The 23,917-nt window shown below is 63.8% G+C and carries 22 protein-coding genes and 5 tRNA genes; 21 read left to right on the top strand and 6 right to left on the bottom strand.

Annotated features, from left to right (window positions below; genetic code table 11):
* Positions 1 to 29: 29 nt before the first annotated feature.
* From hscA to iscX, 3 genes are read left to right on the top strand one after another with little or no spacing between them, the layout of a single operon-like run.
* Positions 30 to 1,895 carry a Fe-S protein assembly chaperone HscA gene (gene hscA / locus NCR93_RS08405; protein WP_034473214.1) on the top strand — a complete coding sequence of 622 codons (1,866 nt, stop codon included), beginning with the start codon at positions 30 to 32 and terminating at the stop codon, positions 1,893 to 1,895.
* Between the two features lie 27 nt (positions 1,896 to 1,922).
* Positions 1,923 to 2,264 (top strand): ISC system 2Fe-2S type ferredoxin, encoded by a 342-nt coding sequence (gene fdx / locus NCR93_RS08400; protein WP_008349211.1) that lies wholly within the window; start codon positions 1,923 to 1,925, stop codon positions 2,262 to 2,264.
* Positions 2,265 to 2,278: 14 nt separating this feature from the next.
* The gene (iscX, locus tag NCR93_RS08395) at positions 2,279 to 2,476 is read left to right on the top strand and encodes a Fe-S cluster assembly protein IscX (protein ID WP_008349212.1); all 198 of its coding nucleotides are present in this window, start codon (positions 2,279 to 2,281) and stop codon (positions 2,474 to 2,476) included.
* A 93-nt stretch (positions 2,477 to 2,569) separates the two neighbouring features.
* Here iscX and NCR93_RS08390 read toward each other — a convergent pair whose 3' ends face one another.
* A complete protein-coding gene (locus NCR93_RS08390) occupies positions 2,570 to 3,544 on the bottom strand; it encodes a patatin-like phospholipase family protein (protein WP_250439922.1) in 975 nt (324 codons plus the stop codon).
* Positions 3,545 to 3,702: 158 nt separating this feature from the next.
* On the opposite strand from NCR93_RS08390, the gene gltX reads away from it, so the two are divergent.
* The 7 genes from gltX to NCR93_RS08355 all read left to right on the top strand — a co-directional run bounded on the left by gltX (position 3,703) and on the right by NCR93_RS08355 (position 6,646).
* Complete coding sequence (gene gltX / locus NCR93_RS08385) at positions 3,703 to 5,112, top strand: glutamate--tRNA ligase (RefSeq protein WP_175982301.1); 1,410 nt, start codon at positions 3,703 to 3,705, stop codon at positions 5,110 to 5,112.
* 136 nt (positions 5,113 to 5,248) lie between these two features.
* Positions 5,249 to 5,324: transfer RNA gene (locus NCR93_RS08380), tRNA-Ala, on the top strand.
* 164 nt (positions 5,325 to 5,488) lie between these two features.
* Positions 5,489 to 5,564, top strand: a tRNA-Glu gene (locus tag NCR93_RS08375).
* A gap of 70 nt (positions 5,565 to 5,634) precedes the next feature.
* Positions 5,635 to 5,711 (top strand) — tRNA-Asp (locus NCR93_RS08370).
* A gap of 72 nt (positions 5,712 to 5,783) precedes the next feature.
* Positions 5,784 to 5,859, top strand: a tRNA-Glu gene (locus tag NCR93_RS08365).
* A gap of 70 nt (positions 5,860 to 5,929) precedes the next feature.
* Positions 5,930 to 6,006 (top strand) — tRNA-Asp (locus NCR93_RS08360).
* A 175-nt stretch (positions 6,007 to 6,181) separates the two neighbouring features.
* The gene (locus NCR93_RS08355) at positions 6,182 to 6,646 is read left to right on the top strand and encodes a GNAT family N-acetyltransferase (protein WP_008349215.1); all 465 of its coding nucleotides are present in this window, start codon (positions 6,182 to 6,184) and stop codon (positions 6,644 to 6,646) included.
* 18 nt (positions 6,647 to 6,664) lie between these two features.
* On the opposite strand, the gene NCR93_RS08350 is transcribed toward NCR93_RS08355, so the two are convergent.
* Positions 6,665 to 7,498 carry an AraC family transcriptional regulator gene (locus NCR93_RS08350; protein ID WP_008349217.1) on the bottom strand — a complete coding sequence of 278 codons (834 nt, stop codon included), beginning with the start codon at positions 7,496 to 7,498 and terminating at the stop codon, positions 6,665 to 6,667.
* 150 nt (positions 7,499 to 7,648) lie between these two features.
* Here NCR93_RS08350 and NCR93_RS08345 point away from each other — a divergent pair, with 150 nt between their 5' ends.
* On the top strand, positions 7,649 to 8,065 hold the full coding sequence (locus tag NCR93_RS08345) for a gamma-glutamylcyclotransferase family protein (RefSeq protein ID WP_034473211.1): 417 nt from the start codon (positions 7,649 to 7,651) through the stop codon (positions 8,063 to 8,065).
* Between the two features lie 100 nt (positions 8,066 to 8,165).
* Here the strand turns inward: NCR93_RS08345 and NCR93_RS08340 are convergent, their stop codons facing one another.
* Together NCR93_RS08340 and NCR93_RS08335 are read right to left on the bottom strand one after the other, a co-directional pair.
* The gene (locus NCR93_RS08340) at positions 8,166 to 8,408 is read right to left on the bottom strand and encodes a hypothetical protein (RefSeq protein ID WP_008349220.1); all 243 of its coding nucleotides are present in this window, start codon (positions 8,406 to 8,408) and stop codon (positions 8,166 to 8,168) included.
* 269 nt (positions 8,409 to 8,677) lie between these two features.
* The gene (locus tag NCR93_RS08335; protein WP_235366243.1) at positions 8,678 to 9,313 is read right to left on the bottom strand and encodes a YdcF family protein; all 636 of its coding nucleotides are present in this window, start codon (positions 9,311 to 9,313) and stop codon (positions 8,678 to 8,680) included.
* 354 nt (positions 9,314 to 9,667) lie between these two features.
* Here NCR93_RS08335 and NCR93_RS08330 point away from each other — a divergent pair, with 354 nt between their 5' ends.
* On the top strand, positions 9,668 to 9,979 hold the full coding sequence (locus tag NCR93_RS08330) for a hypothetical protein (protein ID WP_008349222.1): 312 nt from the start codon (positions 9,668 to 9,670) through the stop codon (positions 9,977 to 9,979).
* A gap of 248 nt (positions 9,980 to 10,227) precedes the next feature.
* Here NCR93_RS08330 and NCR93_RS08325 read toward each other — a convergent pair whose 3' ends face one another.
* Entirely contained in the window at positions 10,228 to 10,485 is a 258-nt protein-coding gene (locus tag NCR93_RS08325) for a hypothetical protein (protein WP_008349223.1), read from the bottom strand.
* Between the two features lie 248 nt (positions 10,486 to 10,733).
* On the bottom strand, positions 10,734 to 11,135 hold the full coding sequence (locus NCR93_RS08320) for a transposase (protein WP_008349224.1): 402 nt from the start codon (positions 11,133 to 11,135) through the stop codon (positions 10,734 to 10,736).
* Positions 11,136 to 11,560: 425 nt separating this feature from the next.
* Between NCR93_RS08320 and NCR93_RS08315 the strand changes: the two genes are divergently transcribed.
* The 9 genes from NCR93_RS08315 to truB all read left to right on the top strand — a co-directional run bounded on the left by NCR93_RS08315 (position 11,561) and on the right by truB (position 23,891).
* Positions 11,561 to 12,463 carry a LysR family transcriptional regulator gene (locus tag NCR93_RS08315; RefSeq protein ID WP_008349225.1) on the top strand — a complete coding sequence of 301 codons (903 nt, stop codon included), beginning with the start codon at positions 11,561 to 11,563 and terminating at the stop codon, positions 12,461 to 12,463.
* A 72-nt stretch (positions 12,464 to 12,535) separates the two neighbouring features.
* The gene (locus tag NCR93_RS08310; RefSeq protein WP_175982299.1) at positions 12,536 to 13,771 is read left to right on the top strand and encodes a pyridoxal phosphate-dependent aminotransferase; all 1,236 of its coding nucleotides are present in this window, start codon (positions 12,536 to 12,538) and stop codon (positions 13,769 to 13,771) included.
* Between the two features lie 352 nt (positions 13,772 to 14,123).
* Positions 14,124 to 15,083, top strand: a complete 960-nt coding sequence (scpB, locus tag NCR93_RS08305) for an SMC-Scp complex subunit ScpB (RefSeq protein ID WP_008349227.1) — start codon at positions 14,124 to 14,126, stop codon at positions 15,081 to 15,083.
* A gap of 131 nt (positions 15,084 to 15,214) precedes the next feature.
* On the top strand, positions 15,215 to 17,104 hold the full coding sequence (gene rluB, locus NCR93_RS08300) for a 23S rRNA pseudouridine(2605) synthase RluB (RefSeq protein ID WP_034473207.1): 1,890 nt from the start codon (positions 15,215 to 15,217) through the stop codon (positions 17,102 to 17,104).
* A 385-nt stretch (positions 17,105 to 17,489) separates the two neighbouring features.
* Positions 17,490 to 17,948, top strand: coding sequence for a ribosome maturation factor RimP (gene rimP / locus NCR93_RS08295; RefSeq protein WP_175982298.1), 459 nt, complete (start codon positions 17,490 to 17,492; stop codon positions 17,946 to 17,948).
* Positions 17,945 to 19,420: a transcription termination factor NusA gene (nusA, locus tag NCR93_RS08290; protein ID WP_008349231.1), complete on the top strand. Its 1,476-nt coding sequence runs from the start codon at positions 17,945 to 17,947 to the stop codon at positions 19,418 to 19,420. Before rimP ends, nusA begins: the two co-directional genes overlap by 4 nt.
* A 93-nt stretch (positions 19,421 to 19,513) precedes the next feature.
* Positions 19,514 to 22,495 carry a translation initiation factor IF-2 gene (gene infB / locus NCR93_RS08285; RefSeq protein ID WP_033536385.1) on the top strand — a complete coding sequence of 994 codons (2,982 nt, stop codon included), beginning with the start codon at positions 19,514 to 19,516 and terminating at the stop codon, positions 22,493 to 22,495.
* Positions 22,496 to 22,589: 94 nt separating this feature from the next.
* Positions 22,590 to 22,967, top strand: a complete 378-nt coding sequence (gene rbfA / locus NCR93_RS08280; RefSeq protein WP_008349233.1) for a 30S ribosome-binding factor RbfA — start codon at positions 22,590 to 22,592, stop codon at positions 22,965 to 22,967.
* Entirely contained in the window at positions 22,968 to 23,891 is a 924-nt protein-coding gene (gene truB / locus NCR93_RS08275; protein ID WP_175982297.1) for a tRNA pseudouridine(55) synthase TruB, read from the top strand. It begins immediately after the preceding gene.
* Positions 23,892 to 23,917 lie beyond the last annotated feature (26 nt).

Here is a 23,917-nt window from a genome sequence, read left to right as displayed (position 1 = left end):
GCGCCGCATACAACCTCATAAGACCAACGATGGCTTTACTGCAAATCTCAGAACCCGGCATGGCGCCGGCGCCGCATCAAAGGCGCGTGGCGGTCGGCATCGATCTCGGCACGACGAACTCGCTCGTCGCGGCCGTGCGCAGCAGCGTGCCCGAAGCGCTGCCCGACGAGGACGGCCACGTGCTGCTGCCGTCGGTCGTGCGCTATCTGGAGAAGGGCGGACGGCGCATCGGCCGCGCCGCGAAGGAAGAAGCGGTCATCGATCCGCGCAATACGATCGTCTCGGTCAAGCGTTTCATGGGCCGCGGCAAGAGCGAGGTCGAGGGCGCGGAGAACGCGCCGTACGATTTCATCGACGCGCCGGGCATGGTGCAGATTCGCACCGTCGACGGCGTGAAAAGCCCGGTCGAAGTATCGGCGGAAATTCTCGCGACGCTGCGTTATCGCGCGGAAGACACGCTCGGCGAGGATCTCGTCGGCGCGGTGATCACGGTGCCCGCCTATTTCGACGAAGCCCAGCGTCAGGCGACGAAGGACGCGGCGAAGCTCGCCGGCCTGAACGTGCTGCGCCTGCTCAACGAGCCGACCGCAGCCGCGATCGCTTACGGTCTCGATAACGGCGCGGAAGGCCTCTACGCCGTCTACGACCTCGGCGGCGGCACATTCGATCTGTCGATTCTCAAGCTCACGAAAGGCGTCTTCGAAGTGCTCGCGGCGGGCGGCGATTCCGCGCTCGGCGGCGACGATTTCGATCACGCGCTGTATCGGCACGTCTTGACGGCGGCGGGCGTGTCGGTCGATGCGCCGGAAGACGTGCGCCTGCTGCTCGATCTCGTTCGCAACGCGAAGGAAGCGCTGTCGTCGACGAACGAAACGCGCGTCCAGGCGACACTCTCGACCGGCCAGCAGATCGATGTCGCCGTGACCGAAGCCGAGTTCGCCGCGCTGACCGAGGCGCTCGTCGCGCGCACGCTCACGCCGACGAAAAAGGCGCTGCGCGATGCGAAGGTCGCCGCGAAGGACATCAAGGGCGTCGTACTGGTTGGCGGCGCCACGCGCATGCCGGTGATCCGCCGCGCGGTCGAAACGTTTTTCGGCCAGCCGCCGCTCATCAATCTCGATCCAGATCAGGTCGTCGCGCTGGGCGCTGCGATTCAGGCCGATCTGCTCGCGGGCAACCGTCGCGGCGAAGGCGACGACTGGCTGCTGCTCGACGTGATTCCGCTGTCGCTCGGCGTCGAAACGATGGGCGGCCTCACCGAGAAAATCATCCCGCGCAATTCGACGATCCCGACCGCGCGCGCGCAGGATTTCACGACCTTCAAGGACGGCCAGACCGCGATGGCGATCCACGTCGTTCAGGGCGAGCGCGAACTCGTGTCCGATTGCCGGTCGCTCGCGCGCTTCGAGTTGCGCGGCATTCCGCCGATGGCGGCGGGCGCGGCGCGCATTCGTGTGACCTATCAGGTCGACGCGGACGGTCTCTTGTCCGTGTTCGCGCGCGAGCAGATGTCGGGCGTGGAGGCGTCGGTGGTCGTGAAGCCGTCGTACGGACTCGCCGACGACGAAGTCGCCCGCATGCTCGAAGAGAGCTTCAAGACCGCCGAGACGGACATGCGCGCGCGTGCGTTGCGCGAGGCGCAGGTGGAAGCGGAGCGTCTCATCGAAGCGACGCACGTTGCGCTCGAAACCGACGGCGAACTGCTCGACGACGATGAACGCGCGCAAATCGTCGCGCTCGTGACCGAACTGGCGGCGCTCGCGAACGGCGATTCGGTCGAGAAGATCGAAGATGCGACGAAGACGCTCGCCACCGGCACCGATGAATTCGCCGCGCGCCGCATGAACAAGAGCATCCGCCGCGCGCTCGCGGGCCGCAAGCTCGACGACGTCTAAATCATCCTATTCGAGAAATTACGAAACATGCCTCAAATCGTTGTGCTGCCTCACGTGGAGCTTTGCCCGGACGGCGCGGTGATCGACGCCGACATCGGCAAGAGCATCTGCGACAATCTTCTGGATCACGGCATCGAGATCGAGCACGCCTGCGAGAAATCGTGCGCGTGCACGACGTGCCACGTCATCATTCGCGAGGGCTTCAACGCGCTCGAGCCGTCCGAGGAAGACGAGGACGATCTGCTCGATAAAGCGTGGGGTCTCGAACCGACATCGCGGTTATCATGTCAGGCAATGGTGCCTGCCGACGAGGATCTGGTGGTCGAGATCCCGCGGTACTCCATCAATCACGCCAAAGAAAATCACTGACAGGAGGCTCGCCCATGAAGTGGACAGATACCCAGGAGATCGCGATGGCACTCACCGACGCGCATCAGGATGTCGATCCCCAATATGTGCGTTTCACTGACCTGCATCGCTGGATCACCGAACTCGACGGTTTCGACGACGATCCCGAAAAGTCCAACGAGAAGATTCTCGAGGCAATCCAGGCGGCCTGGATCGAGGACGCGGACTACTGACCGGTTCTAATTCGCCATGACGGCGGCTTCGTGAGAAGCCGCCGTTTTGTTTTGCGGGCATTCTTTTGCGCCGATGCTTCGCATTGCAGAAGTTCAGACCTTCGCGCCGCGCTCCGCGAGCTGTCGCTGCAACGTCGGCCACATCTTGGCGACGGCTTCCTCGCCCGCGAGAATCGATGCATTGCGCTGGCTGAAATCGCTGCTGCTCATCGCGTTGAGGTTGGGGCGAACGACCGCGTTCGCGTATTTGTCGAGCTCGTAGGCCTTGATGGTCTGGCCCATGATCGTGAAGGTCTGCATCAGCACGTCGAACGAGCTCGATGTCAGCCCGCTTTCCGGCCGCGCCGAAATATCGACGGCGATCACGAAATCCGCGCCCATCTTGTGCGCGAACGCCGCTGGCACCGGACTCACGAGCCCGCCGTCGACATACTCGCGATCGCCGATCTTCACCGGCTCGAAAATCGACGGCACGCTGCACGACGCCCGCACAGCGACGCCCGTGTTGCCGCGCTGAAAGAGAATCGGCTGGCCGCTCTTCAGATCCGTGGCGACGATGCCGAGCGGCTTCGCCATCTTTTCGATCGGACGGTTGTCGAGCGTCCTGTTCAGGTAGTTCTGCAGCGCGACGCCTTGCAGGATGCCGCGCGCGCGAAAGGGCATCGCCCAGTCGCTGATCGAGGCTTCGTCCATCGTGAGGGCGAGCTTGTTGATCGCGATGCCGCTCATCCCCGATGCGTACAGCGCCGCGATGACCGAGCCGGCGCTCGTGCCCGCGACGAGATCCACGCGCACGTTGCGCGCCTCGAGCGCCTTGATCACGCCGATATGCGCGAAGCCGCGCGCGGCGCCGCCGCCGAGCGCGAGCCCGATACGCATCGGTTGTTGCGGTTCTGCCTTCGGCGGCGCCGGCGGCGTGACGATTGCCGTTTCGCCTGAATTGCCGCCGCTCGTGGTAGTGCAGGCGGCGAGAACGGACGACGCGGCCGCGAGCGAAAACGCGCGGCGCGAAAGACGGGGTGACGATGAACTCAAAGTGTGCTCCAGCGGTGCGGCGGGTTCCGGCAGGCCCGTCGATGCGGGCGTTCGGGGAGATCTTGAAAAGCGCGCACATCATAAAACAAAAGGCGCGCGGACCGGCGCGAAGCGGGCGGCGAGTATAATTTCGTCTCATTTTGCGCGGCATTTCAGCGCCTGGCGCACTGCCATTCATCGAGTAAACAGCAATGACCACCCAAGTCCGCACACGCTTCGCTCCGAGTCCGACCGGCTTCATCCATCTCGGCAACATCCGCTCCGCGCTTTATCCGTGGGCGTTCGCGCGCAAGATGAAGGGCACTTTCGTGCTGCGCATCGAGGACACCGATCTCGAGCGCTCCACCGATGCGTCGGTCGATGCGATTCTCGAAGGCATGGCGTGGCTCGGGCTCGATTTCGACGAAGGCCCGTTCTATCAGATGCAGCGCATGGACCGTTATCGCGAGGTCATCGCGCAGATGATGGAAAAGGGGCTCGCGTATCACTGCTACATGTCGACGGAAGAGCTCGACGCGCTGCGCGAGCGTCAGCGCGCCGCGGGCGAGAAGCCGCGCTACGACGGTACGTGGCGCCCCGAGCCGGGCAAGGTGCTGCCGCCGGTTCCGGAAGGCGTGAAGCCTGTCGTGCGCTTTCGCAATCCGCTCTCGGGCACGGTCGCATGGGACGACGCGGTGAAAGGCCACATCGAAATTTCGAACGAGGAACTCGACGACCTCGTGATCGCGCGCCCCGACGGCACGCCGACGTATAACTTCTGCGTGGTCGTCGACGATCTCGACATGAAGATCACGCATGTGATTCGCGGCGACGATCACGTCAACAACACGCCGCGCCAGATCAATATTCTGCGCGCGCTCGGCGGCGAGGTGCCGGTGTACGCGCATCTGCCGACCGTGCTGAACGAGCAGGGCGAGAAGATGAGCAAGCGCCACGGCGCGATGAGCGTGACGGGCTATCGCGACGACGGCTATCTGCCGGAAGCGGTGGTCAACTATCTGGCGCGCCTCGGCTGGTCGCATGGCGATGCGGAGATTTTCTCGCGCGAGCAGTTCGTCGAATGGTTCGATCTCGAGCATCTCGGCAAGTCGCCCGCGCAGTACGACCACGACAAGCTGAACTGGCTCAACGCGCACTACATCAAGGAAGCGGACAACGCGCGTCTCGCCGAGCTGACGAAGCCGTTCCTGCTGCAGGCCGGTATCGATGCCGCGGCGATCGACGGCGGCGCGCCGCTCGATCAGGTGATCGGGCTCTTGAAGGACCGCGCATCGACGGTGAAGGAAATCGCCGATAACGCCGCCATGTTCTATCGCGAGCCGGTGATCGATGCGGACGCCTTCGCGCAGCACGTCACCGATGCGGTGCGTCCGGCTATCGCGGACCTGCGTGCGGCGCTCGCGAACATCGAGTGGACCAAGGAAGCGATCGCGGCCGCGCTCAAGGCGACGCTCGCCGCGCACAAGCTGAAAATGCCGCAACTCGCGATGCCGGTGCGCCTGCTGGTCGCGGGCACGACCCACACGCCGTCGATCGATGCCGTCCTGATGCTCTTCGGACGCGATGTCGTGTTGGCGCGTCTGGAAAAGGCGGCGGGTTGAGGTCCGCGCAATGGATCGCGGGGCGTGATCCATTGCGCGCATCGGCGTCTGTCGAGGCAAAAAAGTTTCACTGAAGTCGTCAGAGGGTATTTACAACTTCGAAAACGCCCTATACAATCTCGTTTCTGTTCTGCAAGGGGGTATAGCTCAGCTGGGAGAGCGCTTGCATGGCATGCAAGAGGTCAGCGGTTCGATCCCGCTTACCTCCACCAAGAACAGCAGAAAGCAGTTGAAGTAGTGCGAAGCTTGTTCTCCGGAAACGGAAGTCGCAAAAAATACTTCACAAGCAACACGAAGTTGTATAGAATTTCGGTCTTCGCTGATCGGCGGCAAGTAGATCAGCGGAGCAGTAGTAAAGACAGAATCACAAGTTTCTGTCCCCTTCGTCTAGAGGCCTAGGACATCACCCTTTCACGGTGAGTACAGGGGTTCGAATCCCCTAGGGGACGCCAAAACATCGGCGGCTGCTAGTAGAAAGCGCTGCAAGTTCGCAGGTGACACTGTGAACGGATGAAAAGAAGTGGAGCGGTAGTTCAGTTGGTTAGAATACCGGCCTGTCACGCCGGGGGTCGCGGGTTCGAGCCCCGTCCGCTCCGCCAACACTTGCGAGCAGAAACACTCCGGCTAATGAGAGCCGGTTTTTTTTCGCCGCAGGGTGTGCAGAAGTTGAAGTCCCCTTCGTCTAGAGGCCTAGGACATCACCCTTTCACGGTGAGTACAGGGGTTCGAATCCCCTAGGGGACGCCAGAACATCGGCGGCTGCTAGTCAAAAGCGCTGCAAGTTCACAGGTGACACTGTGAACGGATGAAAAGAAGTGGAGCGGTAGTTCAGTTGGTTAGAATACCGGCCTGTCACGCCGGGGGTCGCGGGTTCGAGCCCCGTCCGCTCCGCCAAGTTGTTTTAAGGAAATCCAGCCTTCGGGCTGGATTTTTTTTGCCCGCTTTCCGCCGCTCGCCATATCCGATTCCCTTTCGTACGCGTTCCCTGCGCATTCGACCGTGATAATGGCCATTGCCAGCCCGCGCACACTGTCTTAGTGTTTAGGCACCTGTTTCTCGTGCCCGTGCGATGCTCGACCCGACCGAAGACCTCTCGCTCTATCAACTGCGCCAGGCGAACATGGCGGACTTCGCCTTCGCCGAAGCGCTCACGCACGACAACATGGTGGGCTACTATCGGCGTCACAATCTCGTGTGGCGCGGCGATCTTTTCCTTTCCAGCTGGCGCGAGTCCGAAAATTTCATCCTGCAGGCAGATGGCGTTCCCATTGGCGTCATGCGTGTCACCGAGGAAGACAATTCGCTGCATATTCGCGACGTGCAGATCGCGAAGGGCTATCGTGGACACGGCGCCGGGACCTTTCTGCTCAACACGGCGCATCGATGGGCGAGGGCGCGCGGGCTCGCCGAATGTCAGTTGCGCGTGTTCGTCGATAACCCCGCGGCGCGTCTTTACATTCGGCTCGGATACCGGCCGGCCGGACCGCGGCTCGCGCAGCTCGGCGCAATCCGGCACATGGTGCGGCGCGTCTGAAGAAAGCGCGCACACGCGCTAAGAGCCGTCGATGTCGCGCTCGTCGCGGCCATCGCGGGCGAAAAATGCGCGCGGGCTTTCGCCGAACGCACGGCGAAACATCGCGGAGAATGCGCTCTGGCTCTGATAGCCCAGTTCACGCGCAACTTGCGCGAGCGGACGGCCCTGGCTGAGCAGCGGAATGGCGCGCGCAAGAACGGCCTGCTGACGCCACTGGGAAAAACTCACGCCGAGTTCGCGTCTGAAAAGCCGCGCGATGGTGCGCGAACTCGCGCCGGCCTCCGATGACCACCGCTCCAGATCGGAATGCGACGGATCGGCGAGCACGGCGTTGCACAGGGCGCGCAGGCGCTTCTCGTTCGGCATCGGCACGGAGAGCGGCAGCGGCTGCGAGCGGATGATTTCATCGAGCGCGAGCGTGCCCAGCAGTCGCTCGCGCTGACGCGAAATCGGTTCTTCATCGAGCGCCGCGATGACTTCGCGCAAAAGCGGCGACACCTCGACGACGCGACACGCGCCGAGACCCGCCGGCACGACGCTCGCGTCGACGTAAAGCGTCCGCAGATAAGCGTCCTCGACGATCACGACCTCGTGCGTGACATTGGGCGGCACCCAGATCGCGCGCGAAGGCGGCACCATCCAAGTCGAATCCGCTGTCGCGACACGCAAGACCCCGCGCGACGTATAGGCGACCTGCGCCCACGGATGCGTATGCAGCGCGATCCGCACGCCGTAGGGAACGGGCCGCGAGCGCACGCGAATCGGATGATCGAGCGTCGGCGAATGCTCGACGGGAATGTCGAGATGCTCGACTTCTTCGCCCGACGAGTTCGATTCGACAAACGTGGCCATGTTCGCTCGAGTTGATGGTGGCAGGCGGCCGGATTCATCGACCGCCACGCGCCGATGGTAGCCGAAAGCGCTCGCCCCGGCGCACCGCGAATATTGCCCGGCGCATAATGCCCGTCGTCACCTTTTGCGACAACAGGAGCGTTTTTCCCAATGCAATACGTTTTTGTCTACGGCACGCTGCGCGCGGGCGAGGCCAACGATATCAACCACGCAGCCGCGCGAAACGGCATCGCTACGCCCGAATGGATCGGTGCCGCCCACGTTCGGGGTCAGCTTTTCGACTTCGGCAACTATCCGGGCCTCGTGATCGATGAGAAGGGCGCGCCGATTCGCGGCGATGTCTACCGGATCGAGGACGCGCTCGTGCCCGTGCTCGACGAGATCGAACATGTGTATCCGGGCGTGGAAGGCTTATTCCGCTCGCATCGCCTGCATGTGGAGGTGGAAATCGAGGGGAGAAAGGATCGGGTCGATTGCCTGATCTATCCCGTCGGGGCTGCGTCCGCTGCTGGGCTGCCGTGCATCGAAGGCGGCGACTGGGTGACGCATCGCGCCGAACGCGCCTGAATGCGCGAAGCAGGGAAACTGATTTTGCTCGCGCCGCGGTGAGCCGATGCGTCGACTCACCGCGGCGTGAATGGCCCCGCGCCTTGCAGCGGGAACCGGCTTACTGGCTCGGGGCCGCCGGCTTGCTGTGCGATTTCTTGTGATGCATCGACTTGTGCGAAGAAGGCGTCTGCTCGGTCATCTTTTGGCTTTCCTGACGCGACTGCAGAGCCTGCGCGCGCGACTCGACATCAGCAATTTTGGCGGGATCGGTGCTCATGGTCACGCCTTGATCGCTCTGGGCATACGCGGCCGATGCGACCGCGCTGAGGGACAACAGAACAGCCAGGGACACTTTCTTCATTGTTACCTCCGAGTGGCAGTTGGAACCTGGGAATCGTCTGTCCGATCCGTTGGAACGACACTTGTGTCTGAGCAAAAATCGCTCCCGCTGTGCGGGAAGTCAGCCGCTAACCTCGCGCGTCTGACCATCAGACAACCTGAATCATAAGCCTTGAATCGGGCAAGGGTGTGTCGTGCGTCTGTCCGAAAAGCGGACGCGCATGATCGAGCACAAGCGTCGAATTATTTTCCAGTGCTTATCAATGCGCTTCGCTCCCGAATCACGAGGCGCTAATAGAGATGCAGCCAGCGATACACGTCGAAGCGTGCGAGCCCGACGAGTTCGTGCATCGCGAGCTCGCTGTTCGTGAAGCCCCGCACACGGGGAAAGAACGTCGGGCGAGTGGGCCATACATCCGACACATACGGCACCGGCGCATAGCCGAAAGCCTCGAAAGCACGCAACGCGCGGCGCATGTGATACGCGGATGTGACGACGATCAAACGGTTGTCATGTGCGTGGCCGAGAATACCGGCCACGTTTCGCGCGTTCTGGTAAGTATTGAGGCTTTGATTCTCGCGCACGAGGTCGTCCGCAGCGACGCCTTGCGCAAGCACGTATGGCGCGTAATTGTCGGCTTCGGCCTGCCCGTGATGTTCCGGATCGCCGCCGCTCAGAATCACCTTGCACGACGCGCCGGTTTCGCGGCATTCGCGATACAGCGTTGCCACGGCGTCGATGCGCCGCACCGCGTTGGACTTCGGAACGAGCCCCGCTTCGCTGCGATGCGTGCCGCCGCCCATCAGCACGATCGTCGTCTTCGGTGCGAACGAAGGCACGTCCGTGTGACGATAGCCGTGCTGGGCGAGATCGAGCAAAGGCGTTGCGAACCATCCCGCGCCGATCGCCCATGCGAGCGCCGCCACGATGATCGCAATCTGGATGCGGCGGCGTCGCCATAGTGCGAATAACGCAAAAAAAAGCAGCAATAAAGTGAATAGAACCAATTTGATTGGGGTAACGTATTGGTTTAAGGGCAATTCGTTCCGTCATCGCGTGCTTCGGAACGCATCGGCGGATGTCGCAGCAGAGCGCGTGATTAGCGCGCTGTCAACGGGGGCTTGTAATAGAAAGCAGCACCTAACGCAAGCGGTGGCCAAACATTCGGCTGCGAGTCGTTCGTCGCAATCGGAATTCGGCGCGCCGCGTTTAGTCGACGTCGCGGACCGTCTTGCGACCGTCACGAGCGTCGTCATGGCTGCACAGGAAGAAACAACGAGATGACCACGTATTCCAACGAAGTTGTACTCGAAGCACTTCGCCGAGCGCAGTATCGTCAGGTTCCTTGGGCGAAACGCCCCAACGTTTTCGATCTCTTGCGCGCGCTCGGTTTGCTCGAACTCGCCCGGCAGCGCACCGTGGCGCCCGCGCCCGGATTTCACGCACCGGTCGATATCGCGGTCGTGACCGAACGCGGCAAGCACGAATTCACGCGTCTTTCGCGCGACGAACGTGGCAGCGACTGGGACTTGCGCCGCATGGAACCTTATACGTTCGGTGGTCAGGAAGCGGTCCTGGAGGCGCGAGTCTAGCACTGCCGGACACGTCGGCAGCGAGGCCGGCAGCGGTCGACAGTCGACGCATGGGTCGAGGGAGCGTTGTCGTCGGATGAAAGAGCCGACAATCTGCCTGCAGCCAACGGCAATACCCCAAAAAAGTGCCCGTATCGCGAACGACACGGGCATACCGGATCTCACTGTCGCCATGCTGTGCTCATGGCACGAGGTGTGACTGCCGCGCGCCGGAGTGGTTCCGTCAAACGCGCATCGTTCAGACGAACTCAATGATGTTGTGAACGCGCATCGCGTTCGGTATCGGGACGCGCGCGCACGTTGCTCGCGATATCGCCGCGCAGGTCGCCGCGTGGCGCGGGCGGCGTCGCATCGCGATTGCGGCCGGCATTCTGCGGCGCGGCCATCGAAGCCTTCGTGCTGACGTGAAAGTCGGATGCGGGAGGTGGCGGCTGCGCCTGGCTCATCGCCGCAGTGCTCGTCAGCGCGACGAAGGCGCCATGAGCGAGCAGAGTCGATGCCTTCATGGTGAAATCCTCGAAGCCTTCGTGGGGCTTGTTCGATTAATCACCAAGCTATGCTGCGATCCGCCGGGGCGCTGTAAGGAATCGTAAAGAGTTGTTTCGTCGACGACGCAGTGCGCGCGACTGTGCTACGACATCCGAATGCGGCAACGCAAAGGAGAGAAAGATTCGCGCAGGCCGCGGCCCGCGCGAGAGGTGAAATGTCTGGGTGAAGCCAGCGAGCGCCGGCTTCGGTCGATGCAAAGAACCGTTCAGGCCATCTTGGCCGGAGCGCGCCACGATTCCGGGTTCGTCCAGAACGCGCCACGCAGGCGATCGCGGCTCGGCGGCGCGGGCGGTTTGGCGGCGCTGGAACCGATGCGTCCGCGCAGCGACACTTCACGGCCGTTGCTGGACAGGCGCTTCACGATCTCGGCCAGCGTGCCGTCTGCCTGCCACTCGTCGAAGCGGCGGCGGCAGGTCGGCGGGGACGGGTAGCGTCCGGGCAGCTTCGACCAGCCTTCGCCCGTCGACAGCACCCACAAAACCGCGTTGACCACGGCCCGCGCTTCGACGCGCGGACGGCCGCGCCGTTCGCTGCGCGCCGGCTCCGAACAGAACAACGCCTCAACCAGCGCCCACTCGTTATCTCTCAAATCGTCGAACAGCACCATATCTCACCTCAGCGAAGCTAACCCCGGTGCGCTGCCCCGCGCCGCGCACTCTGGTCGGAATCCGATGAACGAATACCTGGGAAGGCCAGAGCGATTGCGGCGGACGATGTTCGATGTAACCGCGAATGGCTCCAACCTCTGTGCGCAATGAAATGCGAGAACCGTGCCATGCTTGTTGCTAAATCCGGGAAACCCGCATGGCAGTAGGCTGACGCGATGCCAGCATGGCCCGTATCAGACCCGAAACACACTGATTAAGAAATCGGGACAATCACCAATCAAGTGCAATAGGCCCATCCAGCGTGCGTCGTGAGGATTTGCTGCACCGCAGCGAAACGCGCGTTCGGGCATGAGTTCAGACCAATGCTCGCTATAATCCGTGCATGAATTGTGGATATTGATGAGCATTCTGAATGAACGCGCCATTGAACGTGACGTTGCGGCAACTGCGCGTCTTCATCGAAGTATCGAGGCTGCGCAGCTTCAGCCGCGCAGGCGATGAAATCGGCCTCACGCAGTCGGCGGTCAGCCGGTGCGTGCGCGAGCTGGAAGGAGAAATTGGTCTCAAGCTGATCGACCGGACGACGCGCGAAGTTCAGCTGACCGATGTCGGCGTGAATCTCGTCGGCACGGTGTCGCGCCTGCTGGCCGACCTGGACGAAGCGCTGCGCGAGGTGCGCGATCTCGGCCAGCAGCGCCGCGGACGCGTGATCGTCGCGGCGAGTCCGACGGTCGCCTGCCGGCTGATGCCGCGCGTGATCGCGTCGTGCTTGCGGCAGTTTCCGCTCATCACGCTGAGTCTGCGCGACGACGTCCAGTCAGATGTCCTGCGCAAGGTGAAGTCGGGCGAGGTCGATTTCGGCGTCGTGATCGGCCCGTTTTCCTCCGACGAACTCCACGGCGAACCCGTGATGACCGATTCGTTCTGTCTCGTCGCGCGGCGCGATCATCCGCTCGGGCGCGAGACGGCGGTGCCGTGGGAAGCGCTCGCGGGCGAGCGGCTCGTGATGCTCGACTACGCGTCGGGCAGCCGGCCGATCATCGATGCCGTCATGCAGGAGCACGGCGTCGAGGCGCAAGTGGTGCAGGAACTCGGACACTCGGCGACGGTGTTCGGGCTCGTGGAAGCGGGCGTCGGCGTGAGCGTGCTGCCGTGGCTCGCGCTGCCGCTGCCGGCGGATTCGTCGCTGGTCGCGTTGCCGCTCGAACCGCGCGCCGAACGGACCGTGGAGCTCGTGCGGCGGCGCGATCGCTCGCTGTCGCCCGCGGCGGAATCGGTGTGGTCGCTGATCGCCTCGCTGCCGCCGCGTGCGGAAGACCTCGGATAAGCCTCCCTTCATCGCGAAAATCACGGCGCGCGCGTTAGACTTCTTTTTTAAGACAAGACGACGGGGCGAGCGATGAGTGAATCGGAAGGCGCGGTGGTCAGCGAACTGAGTCAATTGGCGGGCGCGCACGCATCGGGTGGGCCGAATGCGCGCGACGCCGTGCGGGCGTTGAGGCCGTCGCAGATCCGCGAGGTCGCAAACGCGGGTTTCGGCGTCGCCGATGTGCTGCCGTTCTGGTTCGGCGAATCGGATCGCGTGACGCCGCAATTCATCCGCGATGCCGCAAGCCGCGCGCTTGCCGATGGCGCCACGTTCTACACGCACAATCTCGGCATCGCCCCGCTGCGCGAATCGCTGAGCCGCTACGTGAGCGCGCTGCACGGCGCGACGACGCCGGCGCACATCGCCGTGACGAGCGCCGGCGTGAACGCGCTGATGCTCGCGGCGCAACTCGTGGTCGGTGCGGGCGATCGCGTCGTCGCCGTGACGCCGCTATGGCCGAATCTCGTCGAGATTCCGAAAATCCTCGGCGCGAGCGTCGATACCGTTTCGCTGACTTACGGCCCGCGTGGCTGGACGCTCGATCTCGACCGCCTGCTCGCGGCGCTCACGCCCAGCACGCGCATGCTGATGATCAACTCGCCGAACAACCCGACCGGCTGGACGATGACGCGCGATCAGCAGCGCGCCGTGCTCGCGCATTGCCGCCGTCACGGAATCTGGATCGTCGCGGACGAAGTCTACGAACGCCTGTACTACGGCGATGACGCTCGCGTCGCGCCGTCCTTTCTCGATCTCGCCGCGCGCGACGAGCGCGTGATCGCGGTGAATTCGTTTTCGAAGGCGTGGCTGATGACCGGCTGGCGCCTCGGCTGGCTCGTCGCCCCGACGCAACTGATGGACGATCTCGGCAAGCTGGTCGAGTACAACACGTCGTGCGCGCCGTCGTTCGTGCAGCAGGCGGGCGTCGTCGCGGTGGAAGAGGGCGAGCGCTTTACTCAGGCGCTCGTCGCGGATCTGCGTGCAAGCCGCGATCATCTCGTGCGGGCGCTTCAGGCGATCGACGGCGTCGACGTGCGCACGCCCGACGGCGCGATGTACCTGTTTTTCTCGCTACCGGGCGCGCAAAACAGCCTCGAACTGTGCAAATCGCTGGTGCGCGAAGCCCGTCTCGGACTTGCGCCGGGCAGCGCGTTCGGCCCGGAAGGCGAAGGCTTCGTGCGCTGGTGCTACGCGTGCGATCCCGCACGGCTGGACACGGGCGTCGAACGCCTGCAGCGATTCCTGACGGCGCGCGGCGTCGCCTGAGCCGTGCCGATCGACGTCGGCCGCGCACGACCGGCGTCGAGTGAGTCCGGGCGCCGATCAATCGATCACCTTTACGCCCCGGTTGTTTTTGCGTAATATGGCGCTCAGTCACGCGCTTTCGCCTAGGAAAGCGCCACCTCGTCCGGCTGGATGGCCCGGCGTTCGCTCACCGATCGCCCTTTACGCCTCTCCCCGGTGCGTGCTCCCAATCAATATGACCGATTACAATCGGGCGAGCGCGTCTTGAAACTCCGCGTCCAGCTTTATCGTTCGCACCATTTTGGTGGCGTTCGGTCCTGCGCAAGCTCGATTTGAATTGAATCATTGACCATATAGGGTTGACCCAAGCTGCATGAATACCCAAGAGGCGAAGATCGTCCTCGAGACTGCTTTGATTTGCGCGCAGGAACCGCTGAGGCTGAATGAATTGCGCAAGCTGTTCGCCGACGACATTTCGGCGGATACCGTTCGCACGTTGCTCGAAGCGCTCAAGGCCGACTGGTCGGGACGCGGCGTGGAACTGGTCGCGCTTGCCTCGGGCTGGCGTTTTCAGAGCAAGCCCGCGATGCGGGCCTATCTCGACAGGCTGCACCCGGAAAAGCCGCCCAAGTATTCGCGGGCCGTGCTCGAAACGCTGGCGATCATTGCCTATCGGCAACCAGTGACGCGGGGCGATATCGAAGAGATCCGCGGCGTGACGGTGAACACGCAGGTCGTGAAGCAACTGGAGGACCGTGGCTGGATCGAGGTGATCGGTCATCGCGACGTGCCGGGCCGCCCGGCGCTGTACGCGACGACCAAGCAGTTTCTCGACGATCTCGGACTGACCGCGCTCGACGAGTTGCCCGCGCTGGACAATCCGTCGGCGCAGCTCGAAGCATCGCTGCTCGCGCAGCATTCGATCGAATTTCCCGACAGCATCGCCGGGAATGCGCCGCCGGCGGGCATCGAGCCGCCGGCCACGCCACAAGCGTCGAATGACGGGGAACCTGACGCCCCGGCGCAGGTCTTCGCCGTTGAAGCGCTGGAATCGGCGGAATCCGCCGAACCCGACGCCTCCGCCGATGAGCGCGCGGCCGCCGGGCCGGCGGAGCAAGAACAGACCGAAGAACAGCAGGAAAGACTCGGAACGGAACGTGCGGATGCGCTGGACGAGCGCGCCGCGTCGACAGCCGGGATTCACGCACAGCCTTTGGGCACCGCGCACGATGCGCCCGTTCCGATGCCGCGTGAAGACGAAAGAGATGCGAGTCCATCGAACGAAGCCGAACTGGACGACGACTCCGAAGAACCGAAGGCGCGCCGCGCCTGACGCAATTTGCATGGCCCCTGATCTGGCAATCCGGCTCTCCATAAAGATTATTTCGAGACGACCAGCCGGACCGGTCAGCGGATTTTTTGACGCGCCCGCGACGGGCGCGCGATTCGACATTTGAGGTTGTTTTGACACACTCCCACGACAGCGATTCGCCTGAATCCGCGCGCCCCGTGCACGCCGCGGACGCACCTGAGTCGGCCGATGCCGGCGACAGCACGCGCACCGACCGCGCCGATGAAGGCGGCGAGGGCGATGACCGTCCGCGCCGCGGATTGCGCCGCGGGCCGCGTAGCCTGATCGCACGGCGTCGCGCTGTCGCGAAGACCAAGGGCGCGGACGCTGCGCCAGGCGCGCCGGGCGCCGTCAACGAGACGCCGCCCGACGGCGTCGTGGCGGCACAAGTGCGTACCCCGCGCAAGGATCCGGGCGCGAAGCCGCGCAAGGGCGAAGGGGCGAGTCCGCGCGGCCGCAAGAGCGCGCGCGCGGAAGCGGGCGAAACCGGCGTCGAAGCAGCGGACGAGGCCGGCGTACAGGCCGCCGCGCCCGCGCCGCGCGAAGGCGGCCGGCGCAAGAATCCGCCGCAGCAAAAGCGCGGCAAGCGCAGCGACGCGGGACCGGCGACCGTCGAGAGCGCGGCTGCTGCAGCCGTCGACGACGTGTTCGCCTACGTGACCTCGCCGGCCTTCGACGCCGACAACGGTTCGGCCGGCGTGCGCGCCCCGATGCTGCGACGCGGCCGCAATGCACCGCAAAAGCGCGTGCTGGAACCGGACGAAGACGCGCCGAAGCTGCACAAGGTGCTCGCGGATGCGGGCATGGGTTCGCGGCGCGACATGGAAGAGTTGATCATCGCCGGGCGCGTATCGGTGAACGGCGAGCCGGCGCATATCGGCCAGCGCATCATGCCGACCGATCAGGTGCGCATCAACGGCAAGCCGCTCAAGCGCAAGCTCGCGAGCAAGCCGCCGCGCATCCTGCTGTATCACAAGCCGACGGGCGAGATCGTCAGCCATGCCGACCCGGAAGGGCGTCCGTCCGTGTTCGACAAGCTGCCGTCGATGAAAACCGCCAAATGGCTCGCGGTCGGGCGTCTCGACTTCAATACGGAAGGCCTGCTGTTGCTCACGACGTCCGGCGATCTGGCGAACCGCTTCATGCATCCGCGCTACAGCGTCGAGCGTGAGTACGCGGTGCGCGTGGTCGGACAACTGTCCGAGGCGATGAAGCAGAAGCTGCTGAAAGGCGTCGAGCTCGACGACGGTCCCGCCAACTTCTTGCGCATCCAGGACGGCGGCGGCGAAGGCACGAATCACTGGTATCACGTCGCGCTGGCGGAAGGCCGGAATCGCGAAGTGCGCCGTATGTTCGAGGCGGCCGGCCTGATGGTGAGCCGCCTGATCCGCACGCGTCATGGTCCGATCGCGCTGCCGCGCGGCCTGAAGCGCGGCCGCTGGGAAGAGCTCGAGGACAATCAGGTGCGCAGCCTGATGGCGTCGGTCGGGCTGAAATTGCCGACGGCCGAGAAGGGCGGACGCAGCGCCGCGCCGCGTGTGCAACCCGATCCGATGCAGACGTCGATGGGCTTCATCACGCGCGAGCCGGTGCTGAGCTCGCACTCGCGCATGACGCAGCAGCAGACGCCGGGACGCGGCGGCCGGCGCGGCCAGCCGGGCGGTGTGCCGGGCAGCTTCGGGCTCGGCGGCATGGGCGGATTCGGCGGCAACACGGGCAATGCAGGCAACGGGGGCGGCATGGGCCGTCGCGGCGGCCGGGAGCCGAACGGCAACCGCATCGGCAACGAGCCCAACGGCAATCGCGCTAACGGCGCACGGCCGGGTCCGCGCGGCGCGCGTCCGCAAGGCGGCGGTCCGCAGGGCGCGGGCGGCGCCGGCAAGCGTGCCGCCGGTGGCAACGCACCGCGGGGCAATCGCCAGGGCGGCGGACAGCAGGGCGCTGGCCAGAACAAAGCCGGCGGCGCGGGCCGGGGCGCGCGTAATCGCTCGCGCGGCCGCTGAGCGCGATACGTAAAAAATCGCAAAGACGTCGCCGGGGGAAGTCCAAAAGCGGGATGCGAAGCATCGGTCCGCCCCCGGCGATGAAAATCTCGCGTTTCGCTCTTTCTGATCGTTAGGACAAACCGGCGTGAAACCGGGTCCAACAGGGGCGAAAGTGCGCGTTACGTTTGCGTTTATCCTGAAAAATGGCTAAAATCATGAAGTCGCTGGGCACGTAGTTTTCTTTCGCTGCCCTGAGTGCGACCTCGGTTGAAAAATGTGGGCGTTGCGCCCATTTTTTTTTGGCTATTCGGTTCGGCATCTCGGGAGCAGGGGTGCGCGCCCGCATGAAGGCGCTCGCCCGCAGGTGTTTCGGCGTGGAGCGCGCGAACACCTTGGAGTTACTGTGCAACTGACGGAATTGATTGAAACCACGGTCTCGAGCCTTGGCTACGAGCTTGTCGATCTCGAGCGTTCGGGAGGCGGCATGCTGCGTGTCTACATCGACCAGCCGGCTGGTATCGCGATCGAAGACTGCGAGAAGGTCACCCGTCAGCTCCAATATTTGTTTGAAGTCGAGAACATCGACTACGACCGGCTCGAAGTATCGTCGCCGGGGCTCGACCGCCCGCTCAAGAAACTGGCGGATTTCGAGCGCTTCGCGGGGAGCGAAGTCGCCATTACATTGAAGAAGCCGCTGGACGGGCGCAAGTCGTTCCGCGGCATCCTGCACGCCCCTGACGGCGAAACGATCGGATTGGAATTTGAAGGGAAGGACGGCGCTGCGATGCTCGGTTTCACGCTCGCGGACCTCGATAAGGCACGTCTCGTCCCCAAGGTTGACTTTAGGAGCCGCAAACAATGAGTCGCGAAGTATTGATGCTGGCGGATGCGCTGGCACGCGAAAAGAACGTCAACAAGGACGTCGTGTACGCAGCGCTGGAAGCTGCGCTTGCTTCGGCAACGAAGAAGCTCTTCGAGGAAGACGTGGATATTCGTGTCGCCATCGACCGTGAGAGCGGCGAACACGAGACTTTCCGCCGCTGGCGCGTCGTGCCGGACGAGGCCGGCCTGCAAGAGCCGGATCAGGAAATCCTGCTGTTCGAAGCGAAGGAGCAAAAGCCCGACGCGCAGGTTGACGAATTCATCGAGGAGCCGATTCCGTCGATCGAATTCGGCCGTATCGGCGCGCAGGCCGCCAAGCAGGTGATCCTGCAGAAGGTGCGCGACGCCGAGCGCGAACAGATTCTGAACGACTTCCTCGAGCGCGGCGAAAAGATCATGACCGGCTCGGTGAAGCGCCTGGACAAGGGTAATTTCATTGTCGAGTCGGGCCGTGTCGAAGCGCTGCTGCGCCGCGACCAGCTGATTCCGAAGGAAAACCTGCGCGTGGGCGACCGCGTGCGCGCGTACATCGCGAAGGTCGATCGCACCGCGCGCGGCCCGCAGATCGAACTCTCGCGCACCGCGCCCGAGTTCCTGATGAAGCTGTTCGAACTCGAAGTGCCGGAAATCGAGCAAGGTCTGCTGGAAATCAAGGCCGCCGCGCGCGATCCCGGCGTGCGTGCGAAAATCGGCGTGATCGCCTACGACAAGCGGATCGATCCTATCGGCACTTGCGTCGGCATCCGCGGTTCTCGCGTGCAGGCCGTGCGTAACGAGCTCGGTGGCGAGAACGTCGACATCGTGCTATGGTCGGAAGATCCCGCGCAGTTCGTGATCGGCGCTCTCGCGCCGGCAGCCGTCCAGTCGATCGTCGTCGATGAAGAAAAGCATTCGATGGACGTCGTCGTGGACGAAAACGAGCTCGCCGTCGCCATCGGCCGCGCCGGCCAGAACGTGAGGCTCGCAAGCGAACTCACCGGCTGGCAAATCAATATCATGACGCCGGACGAGTCCGCGCTGAAGCAGAACGAAGAGCGTGGCAAGTTGCGCGACCTCTTCATGGCGCGTCTGGATGTGGACGAGGAAGTCGCCGACATCCTGATCGACGAAGGCTTCACGAGTCTCGAAGAAATCGCCTACGTGCCGCTCAACGAAATGCTCGAAATCGAAGCGTTCGACGAAGACACCGTGCACGAGCTGCGCAATCGCTCGCGCGACGCGCTCCTCACGATGGCGATCGCCAACGAAGAGAAGGTGGAAGGTGTCGCCCTCGATTTGAAGAGCCTCGACGGCATGGACAACGAGCTTCTCGCAAAGCTCGCCGAGCACCAGATTCAGACCCGCGACGATCTCGCGGAGCTGGCAGTAGATGAACTGGTCGAAATGACCGGAATGCAAGAGGATGCCGCTAAGGCGTTGATCATGAAAGCACGTGAACACTGGTTCCAGTGAGAAATGACCATGGCGCACTGATATTTGGCGGCCTGTCTGGCCGCGTGACCCCGATCTAACCGCAAGGATTGGTCCTTGCATCAAGAGGAATGAATGGCGAGTAACAACGTAGCCCAATTTGCCGCGGAACTCAAAATGCCTGCGGGCGTCCTGCTCGAGCAGTTGCAGGCGGCTGGCGTCCAGAAAGCGAGCGCGAACGACGATCTGTCCGAGACGGACAAGGCGCGTCTGCTCGATCATTTGCGCAAGTCGCACGGTTCCGCCGACGCCGACAAGCGCAAGATCACTTTGACCCGCCGGCATACGTCGGAAATCAAGCAATCCGACGCAACGGGTAAAGCTCGCACCATTCAGGTCGAGGTGCGCAAGAAGCGTGTTTTCGTGAAACGCGACGAAACCGGTGTGGAGCAGGCCGAGGCCGCGCCGAATCACGTCGAAGAGCCGGAAGTCGACGAAGCCGAACTGCAGCGTCGCGAGGAAGAAGCGCGCCGTGCCGCCGAGCAGCTCGAGCGCGAAGAGCGCGAGCTGAAGGAACAGCAGGCGAAGCTGGAGCGCGAAGAAGCCGAGCGCCGCGCTCGCGAGGAAGCGGCGGAAGCCGAGCGCAAGAAGCAGGAAGAGGAAGCGGCGCGCCGCGCGGCGGCTGCGGCTCAGGCTGCCGAAATCTCGCGTGCGGCGCAGGCTGCGCGTCAGGAAGCGCGCACGCAACCGGCCGTCGAAGCGAAGCCGGAACCGAAGCAGGACGACACCGCGCAGCGCGAAGCCGCCGAAAAGGCAGCGGAAGAGAAGGCTGCGAGCGAGCGTGCCGCGCAGCGTGAAGCCGCGAAGAAGGCGGAAGAAGACGCGAAGGCGAAGGCCGAAAAGGCTCGCCTCGAGCAGGAAGCCATCGCGAAGCGCCGTGCGGCGGCGGAAGCCGAAGCCCGCGCGATCCGCGAAATGATGAACACCCCGCGCAAGGCGCAAGTAAAGGCGCCGGAACCCGCGCCTGCACCGAAGCCCGCCGAAGCGGCGAAGGCCGCCGAAGCGAAGGGCACGCTGCACAAGCCCGCGAAGCCGGAAGGCGCGCAGGCGGCACGTCCCGCAGCGGCGAAGAAGCCGGCTGCAGGCGCGCCGGCACCCGCATCGACGGCTCCCGCAGGCGCCGGCGACAAGAAGAAGGCTGGCAAGGGCGGCTGGCAGCAAGACGACGCATCGAAGCGTCGCGGCATGAAGACGCGTGGCGATTCGAGCGGTGGTGTCGATCGCGGCTGGCGCGGCGGTCCGAAGGGTCGCGGCAAGCATCAGGAACAGACGTCATTCCAGGCGCCGACCGAGCCGATCGTCCGTGAAGTGCACGTGCCGGAAACCATTTCCGTCGCGGACCTCGCGCACAAGATGTCGGTGAAGGCTTCGGAAGTCATCAAGGTGATGATGAAGCTCGGCCAGATGGTCACGATCAACCAGGTGCTGGACCAGGAAACGGCGATGATCGTCGTCGAGGAACTGGGCCATCGCGCGGTCGCGGCGAAGCTGGACGACCCGGAAGCGTTGTTGATCGAAGGCGAAACCACCGAGGAAACGGCAGAGAAGCTGCCGCGTCCGCCGGTTGTCACCGTCATGGGTCACGTCGACCACGGCAAGACCTCGCTGCTGGACTACATCCGTCGCGCGAAAGTGGCGGCGGGCGAAGCGGGCGGCATCACGCAGCATATCGGCGCATATCACGTCGATACGCCGCGCGGCGTCATCACCTTCCTCGACACGCCGGGTCACGAGGCCTTCACGGCCATGCGTGCGCGCGGCGCGAAAGCGACCGACATCGTCATTCTGGTGGTCGCAGCCGACGACGGCGTGATGCCGCAGACGAAGGAAGCGATCGCTCACGCGAAGGCGGGCGGCGTGCCGATCGTCGTTGCGATCAACAAGATCGACAAGCCGGAAGCGAACCCCGACCGCGTGAAGCAGGAACTCGTCGCGGAAGGCGTGGTGCCGGAAGAGTACGGCGGCGATTCGCCGTTCATCGAAGTGTCGGCGAAGACCGGCCGGGGCATCGACGATCTGCTCGAAAACGTGTCGCTGCAAGCCGAAGTGCTGGAACTCACCGCGCCGGTGGAAGCCGCTGCGAAGGGTCTCGTCATCGAAGCGAAGCTGGACAAGGGCAAGGGCCCGGTCGCGACCATTCTGGTGCAGTCGGGCACGCTGAACCGCGGCGACGTGGTTCTCGCGGGCAGCGCCTACGGTCGCGTGCGAGCCATGCTCGACGAAACCGGCAAGCCGACGAAGACGGCGGGTCCGTCGATCCCGGTGGAAATCCAGGGTCTGTCGGAAGTGCCGGCGGCGGGCGAGGAAGTCATCGTGCTGCCGGACGAGCGCAAGGCGCGCGAAATCGCGCTGTTCCGTCAGGGCAAGTTCCGCGACGTCAAGCTTGCGAAGCAACAGGCCGCCAAGCTCGAGAACATGCTCGAGCAGATGGGCGAAGGCGAAGTGCAGAACCTGCCGCTCATCGTCAAGGCCGACGTGCAGGGCTCACAGGAAGCGCTGGTCCAGTCGCTGCAGAAGCTGTCGACCAACGAGGTGCGCGTGCAGATCGTGCACAGCGCGGTCGGCGCGATCAGCGAATCGGACGTCAACCTGGCGACGGCATCGAAGGCGGTCATCATCGGCTTCAACACGCGTGCGGATGCTCAGGCGCGCAAGGTGGCCGAGGCGAACGGCATCGACATCCGCTACTACAACATCATCTATGACGCAGTGGATGAGGTGAAGGCGGCGATGTCCGGCATGCTCGCGCCGGAGAAGCGCGAAACGGTGACGGGCATGGTCGAGGTGCGCCAGGTCATCCGCGTGCCGAAGGTCGGCCTGATCGCGGGTTGTATGGTCACGGACGGCGTGGTCAAGCGTTCCTCGTCGGTGCGCGTGATCCGCAACAACGTCGTGATTCACACCGGCGAGCTCGATTCGCTCAAGCGCTTCAAGGACGACGTCAAGGAAGTGCGTCAGGGCTTCGAGTGCGGTATGTCGATCAAGAACTTCAGCGATATCGTCGAAGGCGATCAGTTCGAAGTCTTCGAAGTGACGGAAGTGGCTCGCACGCTGTAATGCGCTAGCCGCTGAAAAAAGGGCGGGGTGAGCCTTGCGGCTCGCTCCGCCCTTTTTGCTTCAGGCGGCGCGACAAGAATACGGAAACGAAATCATGGCTAAAAAACGGACATCCGCGAACCGCAACGTGCAGATTGCGGATCAGATCCAGCGCGATCTTTCGGAACTGATGCGCGAGGTGAAAGACCCGCGCGTCGGACTCGTGACGATTCAGAGCGTCGAGCTCACGCCTGACTACGCGCACGCGAAGGTCTACTTCACGACGCTGACGGGCGATCCGAAGCAGACGCAGGAAGGGCTCAATCATGCGGCGGGACATCTGCACAATATGCTGTTCAAGCGCCTGCACATCCACACGGTGCCGACGCTGCATTTCCACTATGACCAGACGATCGAGAAGGCCGTCGAGATGTCGCGCCTGATCGACGAGGCAAACGCGACGCGCGCAAAAGATGACGAAGAAGGTGCGTGAGTGAAGGGCGGTCCGAAGATTCCCCGTCGCGCGCTCGATGGCGTGCTCTTGCTGGACAAGCCGCTCGGGCTGTCGAGCAACGATGCGCTCATCAAGGCAAAGCGGATTTATCTGGCGAAGAAGGCGGGCCACACGGGTACGCTCGATCCGCTCGCAACCGGTCTGCTGCCGTTGTGCTTCGGCGAAGCGACGAAGTTCTCGCAAGACCTGCTCGATGCCGACAAGACCTACGAAGCGACGATGCGCCTCGGTATCCGCACGACGACCGGCGATGCCGAAGGCGAGGCGGTGGATACCCGCGACGTGACGTGCGACGAAGCTGCCGTCGTCGAAGCGATGACGCGGTTCATCGGCGAAATCGTGCAAGTCCCGCCGATGTACTCGGCGCTCAAGCGCGACGGCAAGCCGCTCTACGAATACGCGCGCGCCGGTCAGACGGTCGAGCGTGAGGGCAGGCAAGTGACGATTCACGCGCTGCAGTTGATCGCGTGCGCGCTGCCTCTCGTGACGTTTCGCGTGACGTGCAGCAAGGGCACTTACGTACGGACGCTGGCCGAGGACATCGGCGAAGCGCTCGGCTGCGGCGCGCATCTGACGGCGTTGCGGCGCACCGGTGTTGGCGCGCTGACGCTCGAACACGCGGTCACGCTCGATCACCTCGCGAGCCTGAGCGAAGCGGAGCGCGACGAGCGGCTTCAGCCCGTCGATGCACTGCTATCCACGTTTCCCGCGGTTCAGTTGAACGACGAAGCGACGCAGCGCTTCCTGCACGGTCAACGTCTGAAGCTCGCGGACGTCGTGAAAACGCGTCTCGAAGCAGGCCGCGTGCGCGTTTATGCGCAAGAAGGCGGCCGTCTGCTGGGCGTGGCGCGCGCGGGCGAGGGTGTGCTCGCGCCGGAACGGCTCATCGTCACGGCGCAATGAAAAAGAGCCCGGTCGATGTCGACCGG

The organism is Caballeronia sp. ATUFL_F1_KS39, from assembly GCF_023630985.1.
GTDB lineage: Bacteria > Pseudomonadota > Gammaproteobacteria > Burkholderiales > Burkholderiaceae > Caballeronia > Caballeronia zhejiangensis.
Note: the sequence above shows the minus strand (reverse complement) of the source record. Positions and strands in the feature narration are given on the sequence as shown.

What these genes read in the sequence shown, in the direction of transcription:
- hscA (WP_034473214.1), top strand. Translation starts at nt 30, where the DNA reads ATGGCTTTACTGCAAATCTCAGAACCCGGCATGGCGCCGGCGCCGCAT.
- fdx (WP_008349211.1), top strand. Translation starts at nt 1,923, where the DNA reads ATGCCTCAAATCGTTGTGCTGCCTCACGTGGAGCTTTGCCCGGACGGC.
- iscX (WP_008349212.1), top strand. Translation starts at nt 2,279, where the DNA reads ATGAAGTGGACAGATACCCAGGAGATCGCGATGGCACTCACCGACGCG.
- gltX (WP_175982301.1), top strand. Translation starts at nt 3,703, where the DNA reads ATGACCACCCAAGTCCGCACACGCTTCGCTCCGAGTCCGACCGGCTTC.
- NCR93_RS08355 (WP_008349215.1), top strand. Translation starts at nt 6,182, where the DNA reads ATGCTCGACCCGACCGAAGACCTCTCGCTCTATCAACTGCGCCAGGCG.
- NCR93_RS08350 (WP_008349217.1), bottom strand. Translation starts at nt 7,498, where the DNA reads ATGGCCACGTTTGTCGAATCGAACTCGTCGGGCGAAGAAGTCGAGCAT.
- NCR93_RS08345 (WP_034473211.1), top strand. Translation starts at nt 7,649, where the DNA reads ATGCAATACGTTTTTGTCTACGGCACGCTGCGCGCGGGCGAGGCCAAC.
- NCR93_RS08340 (WP_008349220.1), bottom strand. Translation starts at nt 8,408, where the DNA reads ATGAAGAAAGTGTCCCTGGCTGTTCTGTTGTCCCTCAGCGCGGTCGCA.
- NCR93_RS08330 (WP_008349222.1), top strand. Translation starts at nt 9,668, where the DNA reads ATGACCACGTATTCCAACGAAGTTGTACTCGAAGCACTTCGCCGAGCG.
- NCR93_RS08325 (WP_008349223.1), bottom strand. Translation starts at nt 10,485, where the DNA reads ATGAAGGCATCGACTCTGCTCGCTCATGGCGCCTTCGTCGCGCTGACG.
- NCR93_RS08320 (WP_008349224.1), bottom strand. Translation starts at nt 11,135, where the DNA reads ATGGTGCTGTTCGACGATTTGAGAGATAACGAGTGGGCGCTGGTTGAG.
- NCR93_RS08310 (WP_175982299.1), top strand. Translation starts at nt 12,536, where the DNA reads ATGAGTGAATCGGAAGGCGCGGTGGTCAGCGAACTGAGTCAATTGGCG.
- scpB (WP_008349227.1), top strand. Translation starts at nt 14,124, where the DNA reads ATGAATACCCAAGAGGCGAAGATCGTCCTCGAGACTGCTTTGATTTGC.
- nusA (WP_008349231.1), top strand. Translation starts at nt 17,945, where the DNA reads ATGAGTCGCGAAGTATTGATGCTGGCGGATGCGCTGGCACGCGAAAAG.
- infB (WP_033536385.1), top strand. Translation starts at nt 19,514, where the DNA reads ATGGCGAGTAACAACGTAGCCCAATTTGCCGCGGAACTCAAAATGCCT.
- rbfA (WP_008349233.1), top strand. Translation starts at nt 22,590, where the DNA reads ATGGCTAAAAAACGGACATCCGCGAACCGCAACGTGCAGATTGCGGAT.